13 protein-coding genes and 8 pseudogenes are annotated in these 25168 nt (G+C 48.6%); 13 read left to right on the top strand and 8 right to left on the bottom strand.

Annotated features, from left to right (window positions below; genetic code table 11):
* The 3 genes from H1A11_RS12165 to hemW form a co-directional block, all read right to left on the bottom strand.
* On the bottom strand, positions 1–519 hold the full coding sequence (locus tag H1A11_RS12165; RefSeq protein ID WP_117600857.1) for a DUF4974 domain-containing protein: 519 nt from the start codon (positions 517–519) through the stop codon (positions 1–3).
* Positions 520–755: 236 nt separating this feature from the next.
* Entirely contained in the window at positions 756–1301 is a 546-nt protein-coding gene (locus H1A11_RS12160) for an RNA polymerase sigma-70 factor (protein WP_009037909.1), read from the bottom strand.
* Between the two features lie 20 nt (positions 1302–1321).
* Positions 1322–2452, bottom strand: a complete 1131-nt coding sequence (hemW, locus tag H1A11_RS12155) for a radical SAM family heme chaperone HemW (RefSeq protein WP_117966726.1) — start codon at positions 2450–2452, stop codon at positions 1322–1324.
* Positions 2453–2957: 505 nt separating this feature from the next.
* Between hemW and H1A11_RS12150 the strand changes: the two are divergent.
* The 8 genes and pseudogenes from H1A11_RS12150 to H1A11_RS12115 all read left to right on the top strand — a co-directional run.
* Positions 2958–3619 (top strand): annotated as a pseudogene (locus H1A11_RS12150) (DUF2264 domain-containing protein); the annotation flags it as partial.
* 66 nt (positions 3620–3685) lie between these two features.
* Positions 3686–3871 (top strand): annotated as a pseudogene (locus tag H1A11_RS12145) (glycoside hydrolase family 88 protein); the annotation flags it as partial.
* Positions 3872–3981: 110 nt separating this feature from the next.
* A pseudogene (locus H1A11_RS12140) lies at positions 3982–4275 on the top strand (glycoside hydrolase); the annotation flags it as partial.
* Positions 4274–4639 (top strand): annotated as a pseudogene (locus H1A11_RS12135) (glycoside hydrolase family 97 C-terminal domain-containing protein); the annotation flags it as partial. The pseudogenes H1A11_RS12140 and H1A11_RS12135, both read left to right, overlap by 2 nt.
* Positions 4640–4864: 225 nt before the next feature.
* Positions 4865–5095: pseudogene (locus tag H1A11_RS12130) on the top strand (hypothetical protein); the annotation flags it as partial.
* A gap of 263 nt (positions 5096–5358) precedes the next feature.
* A complete protein-coding gene (locus H1A11_RS12125; RefSeq protein WP_181757261.1) occupies positions 5359–7365 on the top strand; it encodes a glycoside hydrolase family 127 protein in 2007 nt (668 codons plus the stop codon).
* A gap of 77 nt (positions 7366–7442) precedes the next feature.
* Positions 7443–9371 carry an alpha-L-arabinofuranosidase C-terminal domain-containing protein gene (locus tag H1A11_RS12120; protein ID WP_117966732.1) on the top strand — a complete coding sequence of 643 codons (1929 nt, stop codon included), beginning with the start codon at positions 7443–7445 and terminating at the stop codon, positions 9369–9371.
* Positions 9372–9579: 208 nt separating this feature from the next.
* The gene (locus tag H1A11_RS12115) at positions 9580–12675 is read left to right on the top strand and encodes a glycoside hydrolase family 2 TIM barrel-domain containing protein (RefSeq protein ID WP_174647233.1); all 3096 of its coding nucleotides are present in this window, start codon (positions 9580–9582) and stop codon (positions 12673–12675) included.
* 130 nt (positions 12676–12805) lie between these two features.
* On the opposite strand, the gene H1A11_RS12110 is transcribed toward H1A11_RS12115, so the two are convergent.
* The gene (locus tag H1A11_RS12110; RefSeq protein ID WP_117599977.1) at positions 12806–13378 is read right to left on the bottom strand and encodes a DNA-3-methyladenine glycosylase I; all 573 of its coding nucleotides are present in this window, start codon (positions 13376–13378) and stop codon (positions 12806–12808) included.
* Positions 13379–13506: 128 nt separating this feature from the next.
* Between H1A11_RS12110 and H1A11_RS19760 the strand changes: the two are divergent.
* Both H1A11_RS19760 and H1A11_RS12105 read left to right on the top strand, forming a co-directional pair.
* Positions 13507–13606: pseudogene (locus H1A11_RS19760) on the top strand (mannonate dehydratase); the annotation flags it as partial.
* Positions 13607–13624: 18 nt separating this feature from the next.
* Positions 13625–13965: pseudogene (locus H1A11_RS12105) on the top strand (mannonate dehydratase); the annotation flags it as partial.
* Positions 13966–14059: 94 nt separating this feature from the next.
* Here the strand turns inward: H1A11_RS12105 and H1A11_RS19755 are convergent.
* Together H1A11_RS19755 and H1A11_RS12095 are read right to left on the bottom strand one after the other, a co-directional pair.
* Positions 14060–17378, bottom strand: a pseudogene (locus tag H1A11_RS19755) (beta-galactosidase).
* Between the two features lie 161 nt (positions 17379–17539).
* The gene (locus H1A11_RS12095) at positions 17540–19201 is read right to left on the bottom strand and encodes an IS1182 family transposase (protein WP_061411457.1); all 1662 of its coding nucleotides are present in this window, start codon (positions 19199–19201) and stop codon (positions 17540–17542) included.
* 306 nt (positions 19202–19507) lie between these two features.
* Between H1A11_RS12095 and H1A11_RS12090 the strand changes: the two genes are divergently transcribed.
* The 3 genes from H1A11_RS12090 to H1A11_RS12080 all read left to right on the top strand — a co-directional run bounded on the left by H1A11_RS12090 (position 19508) and on the right by H1A11_RS12080 (position 24216).
* A complete protein-coding gene (locus tag H1A11_RS12090; RefSeq protein WP_117966737.1) occupies positions 19508–21664 on the top strand; it encodes a translation factor GTPase family protein in 2157 nt (718 codons plus the stop codon).
* A gap of 300 nt (positions 21665–21964) precedes the next feature.
* Entirely contained in the window at positions 21965–23509 is a 1545-nt protein-coding gene (locus H1A11_RS12085; protein WP_117599979.1) for a sensor histidine kinase KdpD, read from the top strand.
* A 5-nt stretch (positions 23510–23514) separates the two neighbouring features.
* Positions 23515–24216, top strand: a complete 702-nt coding sequence (locus tag H1A11_RS12080; protein ID WP_005830176.1) for a response regulator transcription factor — start codon at positions 23515–23517, stop codon at positions 24214–24216.
* A 96-nt stretch (positions 24217–24312) separates the two neighbouring features.
* Here the strand turns inward: H1A11_RS12080 and H1A11_RS12075 are convergent, their stop codons facing one another.
* Both H1A11_RS12075 and H1A11_RS12070 read right to left on the bottom strand, forming a co-directional pair.
* On the bottom strand, positions 24313–24489 hold the full coding sequence (locus tag H1A11_RS12075; RefSeq protein ID WP_165491355.1) for a hypothetical protein: 177 nt from the start codon (positions 24487–24489) through the stop codon (positions 24313–24315).
* A gap of 199 nt (positions 24490–24688) precedes the next feature.
* On the bottom strand, positions 24689–25135 hold the full coding sequence (locus H1A11_RS12070) for a MarR family winged helix-turn-helix transcriptional regulator (RefSeq protein ID WP_131225414.1): 447 nt from the start codon (positions 25133–25135) through the stop codon (positions 24689–24691).
* Between the last annotated feature and the right edge of the window lie 33 nt (positions 25136–25168).

Raw genomic sequence — 25168 nt, 5'->3', positions numbered from 1 at the left:
TCAGTTAAGTTTAGTAGTAAGGATAATGGTGTTGTTTTCTTTTTTATAGGTAAAGTTACCGGCTTCCTTCAGTAGGTCGAGGATTTCTGTAAGACTCTCCCCTTCGCGGAAGGTAGCTGTCATGTGATAGTTCTTCAGGCTGTCTCCTTCGATACGTATATCGGTACGGAACGTTTCGGAAAGTTGACGAACGATTTCCTGCAAGGGTTGCTGATCGAATGTCAGTACGCTATGGATTACTTGGGTTTCCTCGGTAGTATGTACGGCTTCTGTGGGAATGGCTTCCCGTTGCGGTGCTACGTATAAGAACTGATAGGCTGCCCAGCTCGTTACACAGAGCAGGACTACGGCTGCGGCACTGGCTGTACGCATCCAGAACCGCTTCATGCTGCGGCGCTTTAACAAACGGCTTTCCAGCAGCTTCCAGCTGTTTTCTGCCGTAAAGCGTCCTCGTGGGGAACGGGTAGAAGCAACCAGTTTGTTCAGTACCTTGTCGAAATTCTCGTTATTCACTTTCATTTTTGGCAATTTATTAAGAGCCTATGACTCCTTTCCTGCATGTAAAGACAGCTGCTTTTCAGGAATTCCCTATGCCTATATCCTGAAATAATGTTAATCTAAAGCTCTTTGTCCGTGAAAGTCCGTCCAGCTTACGTGTGACTTCCTTGCTTCTCTGTTTCAATCAATAGGGAAAGTCTGCATGAGATGTGCATCTCATACATACGCGGCTTCTTGCGAGGAAGATAAAGCAGAGTTCACTCCGTCAGCAATGCTTCCTTGAGTCTTGTGAGTGCTTTTTGCAGTTGCGCGTCTACTGTCTTAGTGCTGATGTTCAGCTCCTCCGCCACTTGTGCATAGCTTTGTTTCTCTTCGCGCAGGCGGATGAATACTTCACGGCAACGCTCCGGCAGGCGGTCGAGCGCCTTGACATATCGGGCAAACAGTTCTTCGCTGATAAGAGTGTCTTCGGGGGAATCGGCTTGGTCTGAAAGTTCGGGAAGCTGTTCGGACGAAAGTGTAGGGTGCCGGTTCTCTTTTTCCAGGTAATTGAGGGAGGCGTTTTTGGTAAGGATAAAGCAGTAATCCTCTATGTTGTTCACTTCCGGCAACCGGGCGCGTTGTTCCCAAAGCTTCATGAAGACGTCGAGCACAATTTCTTGCGCCCACTCTTCGTACTTCACGAAATAGCAGGCAATACGGAACAAACGGTCGTAGCACAGATTGTAGAAACTGTGAAAAGCCCGTTCCGAGTCTTCTTCCTTCATTTGGCGCAAGTAGCGTCTGACTTCTTGTTCGGTCATGCAGTCTCCCGGTTTTGCTGTTAATCAATGAACATCAGGTCGCTTATTATGCCGTCCGAAACAAAGATGCCTTCCCGGGTCAGGCGCAGGCGGTCTGCCTGCATCTCCAGTTTGTGGCTTTGGAGGTATGGAGCCGCTATTTTCATGCAATATTGGCATAATTCCGTGCCGAAGGCTTCTTCCGTATATGTCAGGGAGGCTCCCCACATGGTACGCAGGGAAGTCATGATGTATTCATTGTAACGGGTCACTTTATCCAGGATTTCTGTTTCGGAGGAACGCTGTCCCTCTTCAATGGACTTTATGTATCTTTCCAGAGAAGCTGTGTTCCATTCCCTTGTCTCCGCATTGAAGGAGTGGGCGGAAGGGCCGCAGCCCAAATACGGAATGCCTTTCCAGTAAGCGGTGTTGTGGCGTGAGTACATGCCGGGCTTGCAGAAGTTGGATATTTCATAATGCTCATACCCCGCGGCTCCCAGGGTGTCCATGAGCGCCGAGAAGAAGCGCAGGCTACTCTCTTCATCTACTTCGCTGATGCGGTGGCTTTGCAGCATTTCGTAGATGCGGGTACCTTTTTCGTAAGTCAGATGATAAGCGGAGATATGCTCCACATCAAGGCCGACGGCTTGTTGCAGGTCGCATTCCCACCGTTGGTCTGTTTCATCCGGCAGTCCATAGATAAGGTCGATGCTGATATTCCGGAAGCCGGCTTGGCGGAGGCGGTGTACGGCTGCGATGGCTTGCGTGGCATTATGCCGGCGGTTCAACAGTTTCAGGGTGGGGTCGTCGAATGTCTGTATTCCCATGCTTATGCGGTTGAAGGGGAGGGTACGCAGCATGGACACATATTCTTCCGTCAGGTCGTCGGGATTGGCCTCGAGGGTAATTTCTTCGGCATGTTCTGTTCCATACACCTCTTTGATAGTCCGGAATATCTGCTCGAAATCTTCGTGGGCGAGCTGTGAGGGAGTTCCTCCGCCAAAGTAGATGGTCTCTATCGGTTCTTCCTTCAGATAACCCTTGCGGGTTTTCAGTTCAGTGCACAAGGCATGGATGTACTGCAGCTTCAATTCGCTGCGAGTGGTGGAATAGAAATCGCAATAGATACAGCGTGTCTTGCAAAAAGGTATATGAATATAGATGCCTGCCATGGTATGCTTATGGATATTTATTGCAAAAATAGTCTTTTGGCAGGAGAATATATCGGTTTTCGGGACATTTAATGTAATATGGAAGGAGTCAGTGTCTTGGTGTGTATTCTCAGTTTTGTCTGTAATCCGGAAAAATAGAACATTTTTTGAGTCGTATGGAAATTCATTATTCCGAATAAATTCCTTTTCTTTGTTATCAGAAAAAGGAATAGGTGTCTATTAAAATAATGGGTAATATGTTTGAAGGACTTGACTTTTGGTTTGAACAGATTATAGCTTATTGTATTGCCTTTGTACTGGTGCAGTTCATGCAGAAACAAATATAACGGTAAATACTTTAGTCATTTCCGTCGTGGAATGATTTAATCTTGGGCTTTTTTCTTGTGATTTCTGAGTTTCTGGGGCACTAATGACCGATATTTACCCCTTTTTGAAACAATAGTGCCCCCGAAATTACCGGGGATGGGGTAATTTGCAGTATTGAAAAACAAACTTAAATAATATCATGAGAAAAAGTAACTACTTATGGCTGCTGCTGGTGGCAGTTTTATTGCTGCCCGTTCAGGAAATGGCTGCCAAGAAGAAAAAAGAGAAGGAAGTGACAGACCGCGAACTTTGGGTCGGGGTGTTGTATCAAATGGCTGCTCCGGACTGAGCAATATGAGTGAAGGGAAGCTCTAGGAAAATATGCAGGTGGAGCTTAGCCCCACTTGGGATGGACGCGACAAACGGGTGACCTATATGGAATGCTTCGGCCGTTTGATGGCGGGGTTGGCGCCCTGGTTCTCTTTGCCGGACGATGACACTGCCGAAGGCAAACAGCGCAGGCAACTTCGCGAGTGGGCATTGAAAAGTTATGCGCAGGCGGTAGACCCTGAAAGCCAGGATTACCTGCTTTGGTGGAAAGAGGGGCAGCTGCTGGTCGATGCCGCTTATATTGCTGAAAGCTTCCTGCGAGGATACGATGCTTTGTGGGTGCCTCTGGATAGTTTGACTAAACGGCGTTACATTGAAGAGTTCACCCGGTTGCGCCGTGTGAACCCTCCTTATACCAACTGGCTGCTGTTCTCGTCTACGGTAGAATGCTTCCTGCGCAAGGCTGGGGCTAAGAGTGAGGCTTACCGTATTGTCTCCGCTCTGCGCAAGGTGGAAGAGTGGTATGTAGGTGCCTTGCCCCTGGGCTTGTCCGCTGACCATCCGTTCTGGACAGATGCTCCGCAGGCATGGACCTAGAAAAAGGCGTGGAATTATCTGACTACTGTAGCCTTGCAGCCCGATGGTCGCATAGGGTATGTACAGCCGATTGGCGAGAAAGCCATTCACGGACAAGTGGTTGATGCCCACTCTACTGCTAACTTTGGGGTAGGGGTATTTCTGCTGGCAGCTTGTGAGATGGTGCGTTTTTTGAATGCCGACTGATTTGAGAGAGTAAATAAGTGTATATGTTACACAACATATACACTTTCTTTGTATTATAATGTATATAGTGTTAATTTTACACCCGTTAAAAGGTTTAATATAAAAAGATTATGATTGTACGGATGAAAAACACTTTCCGGATGCTTTTGGCGGCAATGCTATTGTCGTTGTTTGCACTTCCGGGATATTCCTGGCAAAAATCCTTTCCCCAAAAAGATTATGTAGCTTATTTCACTGGGAATAGTGGCGATGAAGAAGCTGTCCGCTATGCTGTAAGCATGGACGGTTATACCTACTGGGCATTAAATGATAATGAACCGGTAATCGATTCGAAAGTCATCAGCTCCACCGGGGGAGTCCGCGACCCGCATATCTTCCGTTGCGAGGATGGCAAGACTTTCTATACAAAACCCCATTCAGAACTTTGCTTTGGCGCCCAATAACCTGACGGATGCTCCGCAAATCTGCCTCGACTTTATGAAACAAGTGCCCACTACTTGGGACGAGACCCGTTTCATTGACGGCTATCCAGGGAGACATATTGTTCTTGCCCGTTGTCATGGCAACACGTGGTACATAGCCGCTGTCAATGCAACGACGGAACCTCTGAAACTGAAACTTGACCTTCTTATGCTGGCAGGACAAGAGGTATCTCTGTATAGTGATGACAAGAAGATGCAGCCTCAATTAAAGCTGCAGAAGATAAAGACTGATGGTTCTCTGCAACTCACGGTTCGGCCGCAGGGAGGGGCGGTAATCGTGAAATAAAGAAGGCATGGAGCAACCCTTGTTTTGTAATGATATATTATGACGGATTACTTATTTTTTAAATATTTGATTATCAAGTGTCTATAATTGGCCTAATTCAGCCGTATACTGAATGGCATTCACTATACGACTGAACCCTATTCACTATACGACTGAATGGCATTCAGAATACGGCTGATTGTGACTATCGAACTAAATGTAAATGATTAATACCGACTTAATACCATGAATAGATTCTTGAAATTATTGTCCTTGTGTCTGTTCTTGACACTGACCGTTCCTTTGTGGGCTGTGATGAACGGAGTGGCGAATGAACCCGATTCAGTCTACCTCTTTTCCTACTCCCATGCCGACGGCAGTGGCGGTTTGAAACTAGCCTGGAGTCCCGATGGCAACCGATGGTTCAGTGTGGCAGACGGCAACTCCTTTGTCAACTCCGACTTCGGTCCCTGGGGGCTGGATCTGATAGAGTATGCCAATGGCGATGCGCGCCGCACCGTGTGGGGAGGAGGAACTGGGTGTGCCCATGGTAGACGAACACTATTACGTGGACTCGGGTTGGATGATTCACAACCAGGACTATTAGGGAAAGTAAGGATAAAGGATTAGGGATTAAGGATTAGAGATTAGAAACTCTGTGCTTTTGTGGCTCTGTGTTGAAATTAAAAATCCGTGTAATTCCGTGCTTGAAAACATAATAACTCAATACCTTAAAAGATATGAAGCAATTATTGACATTGGCATTTGTTGCAGCCATAGCCGGCAATGCATCGGCACAAAAGCAGCAGTCTTTGCATTCGGGTTATCCCATCGACCCGGTGCCTTTCACTTCGGTCAAGGTGACCGACAGTTTCTGGGGACAACGCTTGAAGGCAAACCGTGAGGTAACCATTCCGCTGGCTTTCGGCAAATGCGAGGAGACGGGACGCTATGAGAACTTTGTGAAAGCGGCTCATCCCAGTGACGAATATAAAGTGGAGGGCTTCTCCTTCGATGATACGGATGTCTATAAGACGATTGAAGGGGCAAGCTATTCCTTGCAGACTTACCCGGACAAGAAACTGGAAAAATATATCGACAGCGTGCTCGTCATCGTTGCCGCTGCCCAAGAGCCGGACGGATACCTCTATACGGCCCGCACAATGAACCCGAAACATCCGCACAACTGGTCGGGGCCGGAGCGCTGGTCGGAGGTGGAGAATCTGAGCCACGAGTTCTATAATCTGGGACACATGGTGGAAGGGGCTGTGGCCTATTACCAAGCTACTGGCAAGCGGAATTTTCTGGATATAGCCATCCGTTATGCCGATTGTGTATGCAAGAATATCGGCGAAGGTCCCGGACAGAAGCGTGTGATTCCCGGACACCAGATTGCTGAAATGGCATTGGTGCGCCTCTATATGGTGACGGGCGATAAGAAATACCTCGACCAGGCCAAGTTCTTCCTCGATGCACGCGGTACTACGGCGCGCAAGGATATCTATTTGCAGTCGCACAAGCCCGTGCTGGAGCAGGATGAGGCTGTGGGACATGCCGTGCGCGCAGGCTACATGTACTCGGGCATGGCTGACGTGGCCGCCATCACGGGCGACAGCTCTTATGTCCGTGCCATCGATCGCATTTGGGAGAACATTGTGGGCAAGAAGATATACATTACCGGTGGCATCGGTGCGCGCCATGAGGGTGAAGCCTTCGGCGACAACTATGAACTGCCCAACCTGACGGCCTATAACGAGACGTGCGCCGCCATCGGCAATGTTTATACCAACTACCGTCTGTTCCTGCTGCACGGTGATGCCAAATACTTCGACGTGCTGGAACGTACGCTCTACAACGGTCTGATTTCCGGTGTTTCGCTGGACGGCGGACGGTTCTTCTATCCCAATCCGCTGGCTTGCGACGGGAAGTACCGTTTCAATGCCGACCACACGATTACGCGCCAGCCGTGGTTCGGTTGCGCCTGCTGCCCCAGCAACATCAGCCGCTTCATCCCTTCGCTGCCGGGCTATGTCTATGCGGTGAAGGATGACAAGGTGTATGTCAATCTGTTCCTCTCCAACCGGGCCAAGCTGAAGGTGAACGGGAAGAATGTGGTGCTGGAGCAGGAAACCTCTTATCCCTGGAACGGTGATATCCGCTTGACAGTGGCAAAGGGCAACCAGCCGTTCGTCATGAATGTCCGTATTCCGGGCTGGGTACGCGGCTGTGTGCTACCGGGTGGCTTGTATTCGTATGCCGACGGAGAGGAGCTTGCCTACCGCGTGTCTGTCAACGGTCAGGAGGTGAAGGGAGCACTGCAGAAGGGTTACCTCAGCATCGACCGCCACTGGAAGAAAGGGGATGTAGTGGAAATTCATTTTGATATGCAGCCGCGTGTGGTGAAGGCCAATGACAAGGTTGCCGCCAACCGTGGCCGTGTGGCCATAGAGCATGGTCCGCTGGTGTATTGCGCCGAGTGGCCGGACAATGATTTCGATATCTCCACCCTGCTGCTGAACCGGCATCCGAAATTCCAAGTGGTGGAGCACCCCGACCTGCTGGGCGGTATCAACGAAATTACCACCCGTGCGCAAGCCTTGAGCTATGACGCCACGGGCCGCCTTGCCGCGAAGGATGTGAAGTTGACGTTGATTCCTTATTATGCTTGGGCGCATCGTGGTGAAGGCCGGATGGAAGTGTGGCTGCCGATAGAAGTGGGAGCCGCTTCGGCAGAACTGCAGGAATAAACTATGTATCTGTATCTAAAGATTTTATTATTTTTGTAAACTGTTTCCGTATTACTATAACATTTGACATTACTTATATGAAACAACTGATTACCACCCTTTTATTGTCTTGCGCCTTGGGTGCGCAGGCACAACATGTAATGACCGTTGACGTATCCCGGCCGACAGCCAAGATACAACCCACGATGTACGGCATCTTCTTCGAAGACATCAACTTCGGTGCCGACGGCGGACTCTACGCTGAACTGGTGAAGAACCGCTCCTTCGAGTTCCCGCAGCCCTTCGTTGGCTGGGTACCCTTTGGTAACGTCACGGTGCAGGACGCCGAGCCCTGCTTCGACCGCAATCCCCACTACGTGCGCATCGTCAACGACGGCCGTCGGCTGCGTGCTGGGCTCGACAACGAAGGTTTCCGTGGCATCGGCCTCAAGCAAGGCGAGGAATACCGTTTCACTGCCTATGCCCGCACTCCCGATGCCCGCCCCATGAAGCTCTCCGTTGAGTTGCTGAACTCCCGCGGCGAGAATCTGTTGACCAAGGAAATCGAAATCAGCGGCAACAGCTGGCAGAAGCAGACCGTCCTCCTCCGCTCCCCCTTCACCGATGCCCACTCGCGTCTGCGTGTGGTGTTGCTGACGGAGGGTACGGTGGACATGGACCACATCTCGCTCTTCCCCGTCAAGACCTGGAAGAACCGAGAGAACGGTCTGCGTGCCGACCTCGCCCAAGCGCTCTATGACCTCAACCCCGGCGTCTTCCGCTTCCCCGGCGGCTGCATCATCGAGGGCAACACCCTTGCCACCCGCTACCAGTGGAAGAACTCCGTGGGCCCGGTGGAGAACCGTCCGCTGAATGAGAACCGCTGGAACTACACCTTCAAGCACAAGGCCTTCCCCGACTATTTCCAAAGTCTGGGCCTGGGCTACTACGAATACTTCCTGCTGAGTGAGGATCTCGGAGCCGAACCGCTTCCCGTTCTCAGTTGCGGCCTCTCCTGCCAGTACGAGAGCAACGAAGTGGTGCCCCTCGACGAGCTCGACCTCTACGTGCAGGATGCCCTCGACCTTATCGAATTCGCCAATGGCCCCGCTACTTCCACCTGGGGAAAGCTGCGTGCCGAGATGGGACATCCGGAGCCGTTCCACCTCAAAATGATTGGCATCGGTAACGAACAGTGGGATAAGGTCTATACCGAGCGTCTGGAAGTCTTTACCAAAGCCATCCGCGCCCACTATCCCGACATCAAGATTGTTGGCTCCTCCGGCCCCAACGCCGATGGTGACAAGTTCGACTACCTCTGGTCCGAGATGAAACGCATCGGTGTGGACCTGGTGGACGAGCACTACTACATGGCCCCCGACTGGTTCTTTGCCAATGCCGCCCGCTATGACAGTTACGACCGCCGCGGCCCCAAAGTCTTTGCCGGCGAGTATGCCTCCCACGACCACCCCACGGGCAAGGCCAACAATTTCCTTGCCGCCCTCTCCGAAGCAGCCTTCATGACCGGGCTGGAGCGCAACGCCGACGTGGTGCACCTTGCCACCTACGCCCCGCTCTTTGCCCATGTGGATGCCTGGCAGTGGAATCCGGACCTTATCTGGTTCGACAACCTCCGCATGATGCGCACCCCGAACTATTACGTCCAGCAGATGTATGGAATGAATGCCGGTACCGACGTTCTCCGTCTGCAGATGGACGGCAAGCCGGTGGCTGGGCAAGACAGCCTCTATGCTACGGCCTCCCTCGATACCCCTACGGGAGAAATTATCCTGAAGCTGGTCAACGCAGGCAGTACCCCGGCCCAAGTGCAAGTTAACTTCAACGGTTTGAGGAAACGCCAACTCATCGGCGGTTCGTGCACGTATCTGCAGAACTGTGACTGGCGTACGGTGAATACCTTGGAACAAGAAACTCTCGTTCCCCGTATCCGCCCGGTGCAAGTCGGCGCGCAATCCCTCGACTTGGAGCTGCAGCCCCGTTCATTCAGCGTCTACCGCCTGCATTGACATCCCTTTCCGAAAGGTGGAGGGAGATGGCATACAGTTAGTTTTCCCTCCCCTTTCCGGGGCATGAGCCGTGGAAAATTGCTTCCGTGAGCAAATATTCATCCTTTTTGGGCCGATTCTCCTCTTGAAATAGCCCGATTCGCCTTATTTTTGTAACAGCATTCGGAGCATTCCCTATGCTGTTATTACTATTTTTAAACTAATCATCATGAAGAAACATCTTATTACCGGACTGTTTGCAGCCTTGGCCTTGTCTGCCAGCGCACAGTCTTTCAAAGAATGGCTCGACCCTGAGGTCAACGCCGTGAACCGTGCCCCCATGCACACCAACTACTTCGCCTACGAGTCGGCCGATGTCGCCACCCGGGGCTTGAAAGAACAATCGTCCCGTTTCATGACACTGAACGGCATCTGGAAGTTCTTCTGGGTGAAGGATGCCGATGCTCGCCCTACCGACTTCTGGCGTGTGGGCTACAATGACAAAGGTTGGAACGACATCCCCGTCCCCGGCGTGTGGGAACTGAACGGCTTTGGCGATCCTATCTATGTGAATATTGGCTACGCCTGGCGCAACCAGTTCCAGAACAACCCGCCGCAGGTGCCCGTCGAGAACAATCATGTAGGTTCTTACCGCCGTGAGATTACCGTGCCCGCCGACTGGAAGAATAAGGACATCATCGCCCATTTCGGCTCTGTCACCTCCAATATGTATCTGTGGGTGAACGGCCGTTATGTAGGTTATAGTGAAGACAGCAAGCTCGAAGCCGAATTCGACTTGACCCCTTACTTGAAGCCCGGCCAGAAGAATCTGATTGCCTTCCAGGTATTCCGCTGGTGCGACGGTACCTATCTCGAAGACCAGGACTTCTTCCGCTACAGCGGTGTAGGGCGTGATTGCTATCTCTATGCCCGCGACAAGAAACGCATCCAGGATATCCGCGTCACTCCCGACCTGGATGCCGACTACCGCAACGGTTCCTTGAGAGTGCAGCTCGATGTGAAGGGTGGCGGTAACGTCAGCCTTGAACTGCTGGACGCTGCCGGAAAGCAGGTGGCTACAGCTGCTGCCAAAGGCAGTGGCACTGCCCTGATAAATGTGGAGAATCCTCATAAATGGACGGCAGAAACACCCTACTTGTATACTCTGCGTGCCACCCTGCAAGGCAGCAGTGAAGTGATTCCCGTAAAGGTAGGTTTCCGCAAGATAGAACTGAAGGGAGAACAGATACTTGTCAACGGCCAACCCGTCCTCTTCAAGGGCGCCAACCGTCATGAGATGGACCCGGACGGCGGTTATGTCATCTCTCGCGAACGTATGCTGCAGGACATCCAGGTGATGAAGCAGTTCAACTTGAACGCCGTGCGCACCTGCCATTATCCCGACAACAATCTTTGGTATGACCTTTGCGACCAGTACGGTATCTATGTAGTGGCAGAGGCGAATATCGAGTCTCACGGCATGGGCTACGGCGAGCAGACCCTTGCCAAGCGTGATGATTATAGAAAAGCGCACTTGGAACGCAATCAGCGCAACGTGCAGCGCAGTTTCAACCATCCCAGCATCATCTTCTGGTCGCTCGGCAACGAAGCCGGCTATGGTCCTAACTTCGAGGCCGCCTACGATTGGGTGAAAGCCGAAGACCCCAGCCGTGCCTGCCAGTACGAGCAAGCCGGTAAGACAGGCAAGACTGACATTTACTGCCCTATGTACTATGGTTATGAGGGCTGCCGGAAGTATTGTGAGGATGCCTCCATGACGAAACCTCTCATTCAGTGCGAATACGCTCACGCCATGGGCAATTCTGAAGGAGGCTTCAAGGAGTATTGGGATTTGGTTCGCAAGTATCCCAAATACCAAGGCGGCTTTATCTGGGATTTCGTTGACCAGTCTCCCCGTTGGACGGGCAAGAACGGCAAGATGATTTATGCCTACGGCGGCGACTTCAACCGCTTCGATGCCAGTGATGTGAACTTCTGCGATAACGGTCTTATCAGCCCCGACCGTGTGCCCAATCCTCACATGTACGAAGTGGGGCGTATCTATCAGGACATCTGGACTACTCCGGCCGACTTGGAGAACGGTGAAATCAATGTGTTCAACGAGTACTTTTTCCGCGACCTCTCTGCCTATTACATGGAGTGGGAGGTGCTGAAAGGCGGCAAGGCAATTCGTACCGGTCGCGTGGATAATCTGAATATAGCTCCTCGGCAGACAGCCAAGATTAAACTGGATTTGGGCAAGACCTGCCAATGTACCGAATGGCTGCTGAACGTTTCCTATAAGCTGAAGAACCGCGAGGGTCTGCTTCCCGCCGGCCATGTGGTGGCCAAGGACCAGCTGGCACTCAATCCCTACAAGGCTCCTTCCATGGAACTGAAGAACTGCGTGCAGAGCAATGTAGAGGTGGTGGCTCCCCAAGTGCAGGATAACGATTGGAAGTATCTCATCGTTTCAGGTGATGCGTTCCGGGTAGAAATCAACAAGCACAACGGTTACCTGACCAAGTACGAAGTGAACGGACAGAATATGATTAAGGACGGTGAGGCCTTGACGCCCAACTTCTGGCGTGCTCCGACCGACAATGATTTCGGTGCGGGCCTGCAACGCAAGTACATCGTTTGGAAGAATCCGGAAATCAAGTTGACTTCTTTCAACCAGCGTACGGAGAACAATCAGGTCATAGTAGAATCAGCTTACGATATGCCAGGTGTTTCCGCTAAGCTGGCCTTGACGTATGTCATCAACAATGCCGGTGCCATCAAGATAACCCAGAAGCTGATAGCCGACAAGAACGCCAAAGTTTCGAACATGTTCCGTTTCGGTTTGCAGATGCCCATGCCCCGCAGTTTCGAAACAGTCGAATACTACGGACGCGGTCCGGTTGAGAACTATAGCGACCGTAACCATTGCACAGATTTAGGCATCTATCGCCAGAGCGTGACAGAGCAGTTCTATCCTTATATCCGTCCGCAGGAAAACGGAACAAAGACCGATATCCGCTGGTGGAAGATGTTGAATCAGTCTGGCAGTGGCATTAAGATTGTGGCCGAAGCCCCCTTCTCCGCATCGGCCTTGCACTATACCATCGAGTCTTTGGACGAGGGTTTGGACAAGCAGCAGGGACACTCGCAAGAAGTGGAAGAGGCTGATTTGACTAATCTCTGTATCGACAAGGTACAAGCTGGTCTGGGTTGTGAGGACAGCTGGGGACGTATTGCGCGTCCGGAGTACCTGGTGCCATACGCTGATTATGAGTTTACGTTCATCCTTTCTCCCGTGCGCCACAGCATCGGAATAGAATAACATTTACTGCGTACTAAACCACTGGTTTCATAACACAGCAGCGGTCGCCCTCCCCATTGGAAAGGCGACCGCTTTGCTATTGATGCTTTGTTTGCTTTTGTATATTTCTTCGTTTATATCATGATACAACTTACCTTTTCCGGCAAATGCAATCTGTCAGATGATCGTTGATAAATCCCGAAGCTTGCAGATGGGCATAGCAGATGGTAGAGCCGAAGAACTTGAATCCCCGTTTTTTCATGTCTTTGCTCATGGTATCTGATTCGGGAGACGATACCGGAATCTCACTCAATGACTGGAAGTGGTTGATAATCGGTGTTCGATCGGGAAAGAAGGATAACGTGTAGTTGTAAAAGCTGCCGAATTCTTTCTGTATGGCAAGAAACAGCCGTGCATTGGTGATGGTCGACTTAATTTTCAGACGGTTTTTCACGATGCCGTCAAAATGCATCAGCCGTTCCACGTCTTCGTCAGTCATTTGCGCCACTTGTGAGGCATCGAAATTGCAAAAGGCTTTGCGGTAGCCTTCCCGCTTTTTGAGGATGGTTATCCAGCTCAGTCCGGCCTGGGCACTTTCCAATACAAGGAACTCGAATAGTGTCTTGTCGTCTGTTACCGGTTTTCCCCACTCTTCATCGTGGTATTTCACATACAGCTCGTCGGTTCCGCACCAGCCGCAACGTCCGTTTATAATGTCTTGCATAAGAGTTATTTTTGTAATGAGATGCTAAGATATTGTTTTCATTGTGAATAAACAAATCTATCTATTCAGAATGGACAGTTTCCATATTCTTTCTTACTTTTGCAAAAAGGTGGTTTGGCAAGAAGGACAAGATAACTCTTGCCAATCTCGGCAAGGCAGGCATCCAGACGGTATGTTACAACCTAATGCCGGTGATTGACTGGATTCGCACGGACTTGCAACATTCCTAGGAAGATGAGACATTTCCTATTCAAGCGTTTGCTGGCGCTATACAAAGGGATAGACTGGGAGGTTTTACGCGAAATATGCGTTATTTCTTGTCTGTCATCATGCAGGTGTGCGAAGAATATGGGATGAATATGTGATACACCCTAATGACCCTCCTTTTCAGATATTGTGGGCCGCGTATTGTGACAGACGAGGCGGATATTACCTCGATATTGAGGGCAGTGGACAATCCTCATAATGGCCTGACTTTTTATGCCGGTTCATTGGGTACCGGTGAACAGAATGATACCCGTGAACTGGCAAGGAAGTTTGCCAAGCGTACCCACTTTGTGCATTTGCGCAGTACGAAGGCAATGCCGGCTGTGGTAGACGATGAATTGTACGGAAAATCTGTTTGATTGATTTTTCGTGTAATCCATGTCTAAATAATCTATTAGCGTATGTAAGTCCGACTTAATAGTTGAAAGCCTTGGATTTTACGTAAACCTTGAAGTCTTTGATTCCACCCGGTACCTCGCTTTCCATTCTGGGTAGATATTGTATGCCGGTCAGGGTGCGGGTACTACCCAAGTCAATCACGACAGAATGCGGGTATGGAGTGTCTTTTGTTGTGCTCCAATAGGTTGATTCCTGGAGGTCGAAGATTTTGTCCGCAGAACAGTTGACGTGGGATACGTCTTCGCTGTCGGCATAATTGACAATCCAGGGTTCGCGTGACAGACGTTCCCCATTCTCATCCAGCAGATACATTTCGGCAATGCAAGCCAGGTCTTTTCCATCTTGTGCACTCAAGGCTTCCAGGCAGACATAACGTCCGGTGACGGGTTGGTCGAATTTGCGCTCCTGCCAACCGTTGCCGGGATTGAAGCTGCCGGAGAGGACGGGCTGCTCACCGGACAAGTCGAGATTTTCACCCTCATTGCGGTGTGTCAGCGGTTTGGTAACGAGTAGTTGGTCCAGCAATGGCTCGCTTAGTCCTTCGGACTTAACTTCTTTGGGACCGATGATGTCGAAGACAATCACTTCATTCTCGCCTTTCTTCAACCAGCATCCCGGGATGTAGAGGGTCTGTTGCGGGCCGATTTCCCAAATGCGTCCCATGGCGTGCCCGTTGACGTAGACAAGTCCCTTGCCCCAAGTCTCGAAGTTTAGGAATGTGTCGCTGGGCTTGTTCACCTTGAAGGTGGCACGGTAGCAACCTGGAATGCGTTGCCCCAACTTGTCTTTCAGTGATCCGATGGGCTGGAAATTCATGCTCTTATAGAAATCGTATGTGTCTTCCAGATTATAGACTTCCCAATCCTTCAGGTTGCAGGTGAAAGGACGGCCGTCGATGTCTACGGTAAGTTCTACGCTTTGGGTGATACCCTTGAAGTCCTTGATGGCACGTCCAAAGTTGATGCGGCCCATGGCTTCTACCAGAATGTCGAGGCGTGCACCTTTGGGGCAGGTGGGGAATTCCAGTTGCTTTTCACCGTTGCGGCGGTCCAGTTTGCCGATGTATTTGCCATCTAGGAAAACTTGGGCATAATCGTGCGCATCGTTCACAGTGAGCAGGGACGGGGTTTTCATCTCGGGCAGTGTGGTGCGGTAGAGAATACTTCCGAATCCCTGGTTATATTCCTCCATGGTACGGATATTGCGGTCTTTCTTGGCAGCAGGAAGATTGTCGAACAAAGGAGCCATCTCTGTAAATTGGAAAGACGGAATACGGATGGGCTTGATTAAAGCGGGAACTTTAGCCTGCTTCTCGCCGTTCATGTATTTGGACAATGCTTTTCGCAATTCCCAGTATTTGGGAGTGGTCTGTCCCGATTCGCTGATGGGGCGTCGTAGTCGTAAGAGGTTACGTCAGGGGCGAATCCGGGTGAGTTGGCTCCTGCCCAGTGTCCCCAGTTGGTCCCTCCGTGGGTCATGTAGAGGCTGAAGGAGATGCCTTTGGACAACATCTCGTCAATGCCGGCAATCATGTCGGCAGCCGGACGGGTTTCGTGGTTGGCTCCCCACTTGTCGAACCAGCCGCTCCAGAATTCGGAGCACATCAGCGGGCTATCAGGACGGAGTTTCTTCAGCGGTGCAAACTGTTGGTCGATGTTGGCTCCTGTACCGAAGTTCATGGTCCATACCAGGTCGTGGAGTCCGTTCTTGGTGAAGTTGGACGCCCAGTCGCATTGAAACAGTGCTACGCCGGGGTAATTGGCGCGTACGATGTCGCGGATTTGCGATACGTAACTTTTGTCTTCCCCGTAGGAGCCGTATTCGTTCTCTACTTGTACCATGATGATGGGACCTCCGTTCTGTATGGTCATGTCGGCTACCTGCTCGGCAACGGCTTTTTCAAAGATGCCTACACGTTCTATGAAGTAAGGGTCGGATTCGCGCAGGCGTATGTCCTTCTTCTTGAGCAACCACCAGGGCAGTCCGCCCATTTCCCATTCGGCACAGACATAGGGCCCTGGGCGCAGGATGACATACATATCGTTCTGCTGGCACAAGCGGCAGAATTCTGCCAAGTCATTCTGCCCGGTGAAGTCGAATACACCCGGCTGAGACTCATGAGAGTTCCAGAAGACGTAGAGGCAGACTGTGTTCATGCCCAGTGCTTTGCACATTTTGATGCGTTGGTCCCAATAGGCCTTGGGGATGCGTGGATAGTGCAGTTCTGCGACTTTGAGACAAACGGCTTGCCGTTCAATAGGAATGTTCCTTTGCCGGCAGAGAAGTCGCCTTGTCCTTCCCATTGGGTACGCGGGTCCCAGCTGTCGCGCCAGGGTATCGTGATTGTTCCGTCCTTGCCGAATTCAAGCGGGAGCCATACGTAGCGCGAGTCCTCAAGGTCTTTCTTTTTCCAGCGGTCGAACATGGCAATGTAGGCATTTCCTTTTCCGTATATTTGCTGCACGTAAGTGCTTTGTGCATAGAAGGTCTTGTCTGCATCAGGACCGGTACATGGATTGCCGATGGTAGTCCATTGCCCCATGATGGAGTCGGCTACAGCCAGCTCGGCAACATTGGGATCCCAGCCGGTACAACCGGAAGAGAGCATATAGTATTTGCCGTTATACTTGAATACGGCGGGTGCTTCGCGGCTTTGCTTCACGAAATTGCGTGTATAGCGACCAGTGGGCTTCAGGTAGTCATCCGTTAGCTCGCTTATATATAAGGTAGCGTTGTTTTCCGAAGAGTAGAACTGATATGCCTTGCCGTTATCATCAATGAACACTGTTTGGTCGCGGCTCATCGCACCGTTGGGACGGAAGCTGCCTACATAGGTGAATGTTCCGGTAGGAGAATCGCTGACCGCTACGCCGGCACATGCCTTACTGTAGTCAGCACTTTCCACATGCGCCCACATGACGAATTTCTTTGTCTTCTCGTTGTAAATCACTTTGGGACGTTCCAGCACCTTGCTGGGGTGCAGGTCGTGTTTCTCGTCGTCTTTCACGGCAGGAAGTACAATACCCTCGAACTTCCAGTTCAGCAGGTCTTTCGAAGAGTAGCAGCTGACACCGGTTACGTCGGTGCGGTAGCATTCCCACGTAGCCCATTCGGGCAGGATGGTTTCTCCTTTTTTGTATTCGCCATACCAATAGTAGGTTCCTTCGTGGTAAAGAAGGCCGCCGCCATGGGCGTTGATGGGATTGCCGTCGGTGTCTTTCCATACTTCCCCTGGTATGATTGCGGCATTTTTCGTTTGTGCTTTTGTTTTTGCAGATGGCAGGCAGCAAAGGCAGGCCAGCAATGCAAAACTCCAAATAATTTTCCTTTTCATTTAAGAATTCGGTATTAGATAATTAATAAATCGTTTATGTTTTGGGCAAAGATATGCGAAAGTTGAGAAATGGAGGGTATGTAAATGTGTCAAAAAGAGGTTGTGTCAAAACGTTGGCACAACCTCTTTTATATTTTAAGTTCTGCTATATTTTCTTTTGGCTATGCTACTTTTTCCTCATGCATTTGGCAGCAAGTTGCTATATTCCAATTATATCGGGTTATAAATAGTCCCATAAACAAATATTTGGCAACTGTAATGAGCCCCTTTCCTTCTTTTATCAGTTTAGCGCACATTTTTTTGATATTAAAGGCTATAGCAAAGAAAGCAAAGTCCATTGTAACCTTGTCTTCTCCCACATGCCGGAATCTTCTGTATGCCATGTTGTATTTCATTTGTCCAAACACAGCTTCTGGTTCTATACACCTCCTGCCTCTATGCTTGATACCTTCTTCTGAGAGCAACCTTTCCCGTGCCTGCCGTTTGTATTGATTTAATCGGTGGTTGACTTCTATAATACGGTTCCCCCGAGCTTTAAAACAACTGCCACGCAAAGGGCAACCTTCGCATCTTTTTGCTTTATACCGGGCACTTTCGGTGATGTATCCGCTCGCTGTCTTGTCACGTTTGGTTCCTATACGGTTCATGTGCTGTCCCATAGGACAAACGTAATAATCCTCTTGGGCATTGTAATGGAGACTTTCGGCATGGAACGGGTTGGGAGTATAACGGGGACGCTGTTCTTTATGGAAGTAATTGTACTTGATGAAGGCTTCTATCCCATTCTCCTGCATGAACCGGTAATTTTCTTCCGAACCGTAACCGGAGTCTGCCACGCAGATATTCGGTAAACGGTTATAGCGGTACTGGAAAGAGTGGAAAAAAGGTATGAGGGTCAGTGTATCGGTAGGGTTGGGAAACAGACGGAAGTCTGTGATAAATTGGTTTTCAGTACCTATTTGCAGATTATATCCGGGTTTGGTCTGCCCGTTCTTCATGGCATCTTCTTTCATGCGCATGAATGTGGCACCAGGATCGGTCTTGGAATAGGAGTTACGTTCTCCAAGGGTATCAAGGTGATTGTCATATTCTATCAGCTTGTCACGATACCCTTCAAGTTCCCTGACCTGCTTCTTCTTTTTGCGCAGGGCTTTCTTTTCTTCCTTATCCTTTGTTGCAGGCTGGCGTTCCAGGGCTTCTTTAAGTTCATCCACTATGTCAGAGAGCCTGCAGGAAGTAAACTCCACGGATGTGTCTTTTATAGAGTTCTCCTGTGCAATGGTTTCATCCACCTGCTCCAAGAGAATACGGATTTTATCCATTAGTCTCGTACGGTTCCGTTCGACTGTCTTGCGCCAGACAAAAGTATATTTGTTGGCTTTGGATTCAATCTTGGTGCCGTCAATATACTCCACATCAAGGCTGATGAAACCTTTATCGGCAAGGACAAAAATCAACTGGGTAAATACATTATTTATTTCCTCCTTTACACGGTTACGAAAACGGTTGATCGTGATAAAATCCGGATGCTCATTACCGGCAAGCCAAATATAATGAATGTCACGAAGGAGGTGCTTCTCTATTTTACGGCAAGAATAGATATTATTCATGTAGGCGTAGATTATCACCTTAAGCATCATTTTAGGATGATAAGGACAACGGCCCGTTTCCTTATAAAGCTTCTTGAAACTCTCAAGATTGAGGTTGTCAATAACAGCATTCACGATGCGGACCGGGTCGTTCGCAGCTATGTTTTCATCAATTCTTTGTGGAAAAAGAACGGTTTGGTTGGGAATGTAAGGACGAAAATGTAACTTTGCCATAACGAAAAACTTTATGCCTAAAGATACGAAAACTTTGGGTAATAACAAAGCCCGGGCTTGAGAAAGTCTGGGCTTTGCGCATAAAAAAAGGCTGTGTCAGCATTTTGACACAACCTCTTTTTGTGATGTTTTTCTGTCTTTTCTATTTGGTTTGCACTTGTTTCTTAAGTTATAGGTAGGGGGTATTGTGTTTTATAACATGCTTCCCGATGTTGCTTTTCTTTGAATTAATGCCTAATTTGCGCCTCACAAAAAGTTAACGGCATCATCGTATGTCAGGTTATTCACTTAAAATCTTAATATATCATGAAAGTATATCAGACGAATGAAATTAAGAACATTGCCCTCCTTGGCAATGACGGCTCGGGTAAAACCACTCTCACAGAAGCGCTGCTCTTTGAGAGTGGTATTATAAAACGTCGCGGCAGAATTACTGCCAAGAATACAGTCAGCGATTACTTCCCGGTGGAACAGGAATACGGTTATTCTGTGTTTTCCACCGTTTTCCATGTGGAGTGGAACGGTAAGAAACTGAATATCATTGACTGTCCGGGTAGTGATGACTTTGTAGGAGCTGCCATGACGGCGCTCAACGTTACTGATACTGCCATACTGCTGCTGAACGGACAATACGGTCCTGAGGTAGGTACGCAGAACCATTTCCGCTATACCGAGAAACTGGGCAAACCGGTTATTTTCCTGGTAAACCAGCTCGATAATGAAAAGTGCGATTATGACATGGTACTTGAGCAGTTGCAAACCATATACGGTCCGAAGGTGGTGCCCGTGCAATATCCGCTGGCTACCGGACCGAATTTTAATTCGTTGATTGATGTACTTTTGATGAAAAAATATTCGTGGGGACCCGAAGGTGGCGCTCCCACTATTGAAGAGATTCCGGCCGAAGAAATGGAAAAGGCTACAGAGATGCACAAGGCTTTGGTAGAAGCTGCAGCCGAACATGACGAAGGCCTTATGGAAAAATTCTTTGAGCAGGACTCTTTGACAGAAGACGAAATGCGCGAAGGTATCCGCAAGGGACTGGCTTCACGCGGTATGTTCCCGGTATTCTGTGTCTGTGCCGGTAAGGATATGGGTGTACGCCGTCTGATGGAATTCCTGGGTAATGTGGTGCCGTTTGTGGACGAAATGCCACCGGTGCACAATACACGCGGTGAGGTGGTGAAGCCGGATTCTGATGGACCGACTTCCTTGTATTTCTTCAAGACTGCCGTTGAACCGCATATCGGTGATGTCCAGTATTTCAAGGTTATGAGTGGCAAGGTGCACGAAGGTGATGACTTCACCAATGCAGACCGTGGTTCCAAAGAACGCATTGCGCAGATTTATGCTTGTGCCGGTGCCAACCGTATCAAGGTAGAGGAAATGGTAGCCGGTGACATCGGCTGTACGGTGAAACTGAAGGACGTACATACCGGTAATACATTGAACGGTAAGGGCTCTGAAAACCGTTTCAACTTCATTAAATATCCGAACTCCAAATATTCACGTGCTATCAAGCCGCTGAACGAGTCGGATACGGAAAAGATGATGGTTGCTTTGAACCGTATGCGCGAGGAAGACCCGACGTGGGTGATAGACCAGTCTAAAGAATTGCGTCAGACTATTGTACACGGGCAAGGTGAATTCCATTTGCGTACCTTGAAGTGGCGTCTGGAAAACAACGAGAAACTACAAGTCAAGTTTGAAGAACCGAGAATACCGTATCGTGAAACGATTACGAAAGCTGCCCGTGCGGATTATCGTCATAAGAAACAGTCGGGTGGTGCAGGCCAGTTCGGTGAGGTCCACCTGATTGTTGAGCCTTACTACGAAGGTATGCCGTTGCCCGAAACCTATAAATTCAATGGTCAGGAGTTCAAGATGAACGTCAAGGGTACCGAAGAAGTTCCATTGGAATGGGGTGGCAAGCTGGTATTTGTCAATAGTATTGTGGGTGGTTCCATTGACGCACGTTTCATGCCGGCCATCTTGAAGGGTATCATGTCACGTATGGAGCAGGGACCGTTGACCGGTTCGTATGCCCGTGATGTACGTGTCATCGTATATGACGGAAAGATGCACCCGGTTGACTCCAATGAAATTTCCTTTATGCTGGCAGGACGGAACGCGTTCAGCGAAGCGTTCAAGAATGCAGGCCCGAAGATTCTGGAACCCATTTATGACGTGGAGGTATTTGTTCCGTCGGACAAGATGGGTGATGTGATGGGTGACTTGCAGGGACGCCGTGCCATGATTATGGGTATGAGCAGCGAGGCCGGTTACGAAAAATTGAGTGCCAAAGTACCTTTGAAGGAAATGTCATCCTACTCTACGGCACTTAGTTCACTGACCGGTGGACGTGCTTCGTTCATCATGAAGTTTGCCAGCTATGAACTCGTCCCGAGTGATGTGCAGGATAAACTGATTAAGGAATTTGAGGCTAAGCAAGCTGAAGAATGACTTTCAGGAGTTGGTAGTTTGGCTGTTGTAACTACCGGCTGCTAATATAACAATTGTTAAAGCCGTTGTTACTTCATGGCAAGTAATGACGGCTTTTTTCATTAACGTAGATTAAGAACATGTGGAATTGTGAATTGAATGATTAATTTTTTATTAAATTTGCAAACCAAAGACTTGTGTTTTTGTTATAATGCTCATAATACAACCTAAAAAATGGTCTTCGGTTAATTTACGAGAACGTCCGGTTAAATCAGGTTAATTGGTTAGGAGTGTTAATTAGGGAGTGTTAATTTTGTGACTATGAAAAAGTCAACTATATGGATATTAGGTGTTGTTATGGGTCTTTCCTTCCTCAGTTTGCTGTATTTGCAGATTGGCTATATTGAGGAGATGGTGAAGATGCGTAACGGACAATTTGAGGAGGCGGTGAAACGTGCATTGATGGCTGCTTCGAAAGAGGCGGAGTCCGCGGAGGTTGTGCGTTGGCTGAATGAGGATATCTCCGAGGCGGAAAAGAAAGCATGGGAGCAATCGCAAAGCAGTAGCGGAGTGATGCGGACCCAGCGGTTTGTGATGACAGCTCCGGATGGCAGTGTCCGTTCTTCGGTGGAATTGAAGACTTTCAGCAATGAGCCTTCTGAATTGCCAAGAGCAATGATTTCACGCAAACATGGGGTAAAAACAATTCCCCAGACTTCACGCTCGCAGATAGAGATGCTTAAAAATCGCTATCTTTACCAGCGTGCATTGGTAGATGAGGTTGTGTTGCAGATGGTATATAATGCCAGTGACAAGCCGATTGAAGAGCGTGTTAATTTCAAAAGTCTGGACCAGTATCTTAAAGCTGGTCTGATAGAAAATGGTCTCGGTGATATGGACTATCATTTTAAGGTGATAGACCGGGAGGGTAGAGAAGTATACCGTTGTTCGGATTATAGCGATGTTGGGAGTGAAAGTTCTTATTCGCAGCCATTGTTTTTGAATGATCCGCCTGCCCGTATGAGTATCGTCAAGATACATTTTCCGGGAAAGAAGGATTATATCTTTGATTCGGTCAGGTTTATGATACCGTCGATGATATTTACTTTTGTACTGCTGGTGACGTTCATCTTTACGATTTACATCGTATTCCGCCAGAAAAAACTGACGGAGATGAAGAATGATTTCATCAACAATATGACGCATGAATTCAAAACACCGATTTCAACGATTTCGTTGGCGGCACAAATGTTGAAAGATCCGGCTGTGGGCAAGTCTCCGGCCATGTTCCAGCATATATCGGGTGTTATAAACGATGAGACGAAGCGTTTGAGATTCCAGGTTGAGAAAGTGCTTCAGATGTCAATGTTTGACCGCCAGAAGGCTACATTGAAGATGAAGGAACTGGATGCTAATGAACTGATAACAGGTGTTATCAATACGTTTACGCTGAAAGTGGAGCGTTATAATGGAAAGATTGAATCGGAGCTTGAAGCTACAGATCCCGTGATCTTTGCTGATGAGATGCATATCACTAATGTGATTTTCAACCTCATGGATAATGCGGTGAAGTATAAACGTCCGGATGCGGATTTGCAATTGACGGTGAAGACCTGGAATGAGCCGGGCAAACTGATGATTTCCATCCAAGATAACGGCATCGGCATCAAAAAGGAGAATTTGAAAAAGATATTCGAGAAGTTCTATCGCGTGCATACAGGTAATCTGCACGATGTGAAAGGCTTCGGCTTGGGACTGGCTTATGTGAAGAAGATTATCATGGATCATAAGGGAACTATCCGAGCAGAAAGTGAACTGAACGTAGGAACTAAATTTATTATTGCATTACCTTTATTAAAAAATTGATTGATATGGACGAGAAACTGCGTATTTTATTGTGCGAAGATGATGAAAATCTTGGCATGCTTTTGAGAGAATATTTACAGGCAAAAGGTTACGCCGCCGAGTTATATCCCGATGGAGAGGCAGGATACAAGGCTTTCCTGAAGAATAAATATGACTTGTGTGTATTTGATGTGATGATGCCGAAGAAAGACGGATTCACACTGGCGCAGGAAGTGCGTGCGGCCAACGCCGAAATTCCAATTATCTTCTTGACGGCAAAGACGTTGAAGGAAGATATTTTGGAAGGTTTCAAGATTGGTGCCGATGACTACATCACCAAGCCCTTCAGTATGGAAGAACTGACTTTCAGAATTGAAGCTATTCTAAGACGCGTTCGCGGAAAGAAGAACAAGGAGAGCAACATCTATAAGATTGGTAAGTTTACATTCGATACGCAGAAACAGATTCTGGCGACTGCTGAGAAGCAGACCAAACTGACCACCAAGGAATCTGAACTGCTGGGTTTGCTTTGTGCACATGCCAATGAAATCTTGCAGCGTGATTTTGCATTGAAGACTATCTGGATTGATGACAACTATTTCAATGCACGTAGTATGGATGTATATATCACGAAGTTGCGTAAGCATCTGAAAGAAGATGATTCAATTGAAATCATCAATATTCACGGAAAGGGATATAAACTGATTACTCCGGAGGCTGAGTCTTGATGAGACTTGGCTTGGGAGGAAGAGAAGAAGAGAAAATAAAGAAGGCGGTCTTGCATGTATATGCAAACCGCCTTCTTTATTTCTTTCCTTTTGATATTAGTCGGCAATTCTCTTGTTGATGACAATGTAGGAAATCAATCCCACTACAACCAAAACGGCAGAACTGCCCAAGATGGCATTGTTGTTAACATTGCCGGTAAAAGAACATGCAACCAGGATTACAGCTCCTATTACGACTAATATCAATCCCAGATTTTTTAATAAACCTTTCATGTGTGTGTATTTTAATTAGATTATTATATTCTTTCGTATTCTTGTCACAAAGAAAAGCATAATTCTTTAACAAGCGAAATTATTTTTGCAAAAAATCCATATTTTAATAAAGAATGGAGAATGAGGAATGAAAAATGAAGCTTCATCCCCTTTTTTCTCCTCCCTTAATCTCTAATCCTTAAGCCCTAATCCCTATATCTTAGTCCTTGGTATTGAAGAAAATCTTTCTCAGTACCTCCTGGCTCACACTGAGCTCTTCGATGGTGATGCCTTTCAAGGCTTCTTTGAGGGTCTGGTTGGCAATGACGCGCGCACGTTCTTCCAGTTCCTTGCCGTCCTTGGTCAAATGTATCAGATTGGTGCGGCGATCTTTCTTGTCCGATATGCGCACGACGAGATGCTGACGCTCCATATTGTCTATTAAGCGCGTCATGCTGGGCTTGTCTTTGAAAGTTGCATTACACAACTCTTGTTGTGTCACCCCGTCCTTTTCCCATAAGAAGATGAGGACAGTCCACTGTTCCGGAGTAATCTCCAGACCGTTCTGACGGAAGTTACGGAACAGTTTGCGGTTAATGGCAGCCGACACTTTGCCGTTCAGTATGGCAAAGATAAGGCGGATATCAAAGTTAAATTGCTCTATCATGAAATTATTGTTTAAACAACTTTGCAAAGATAA

Source organism: Bacteroides sp. CACC 737 (assembly GCF_013874375.1).
Classification (GTDB): Bacteria; Bacteroidota; Bacteroidia; order Bacteroidales; family Bacteroidaceae; genus Bacteroides; species Bacteroides uniformis.
Note: the sequence above shows the minus strand (reverse complement) of the source record. Positions and strands in the feature narration are given on the sequence as shown.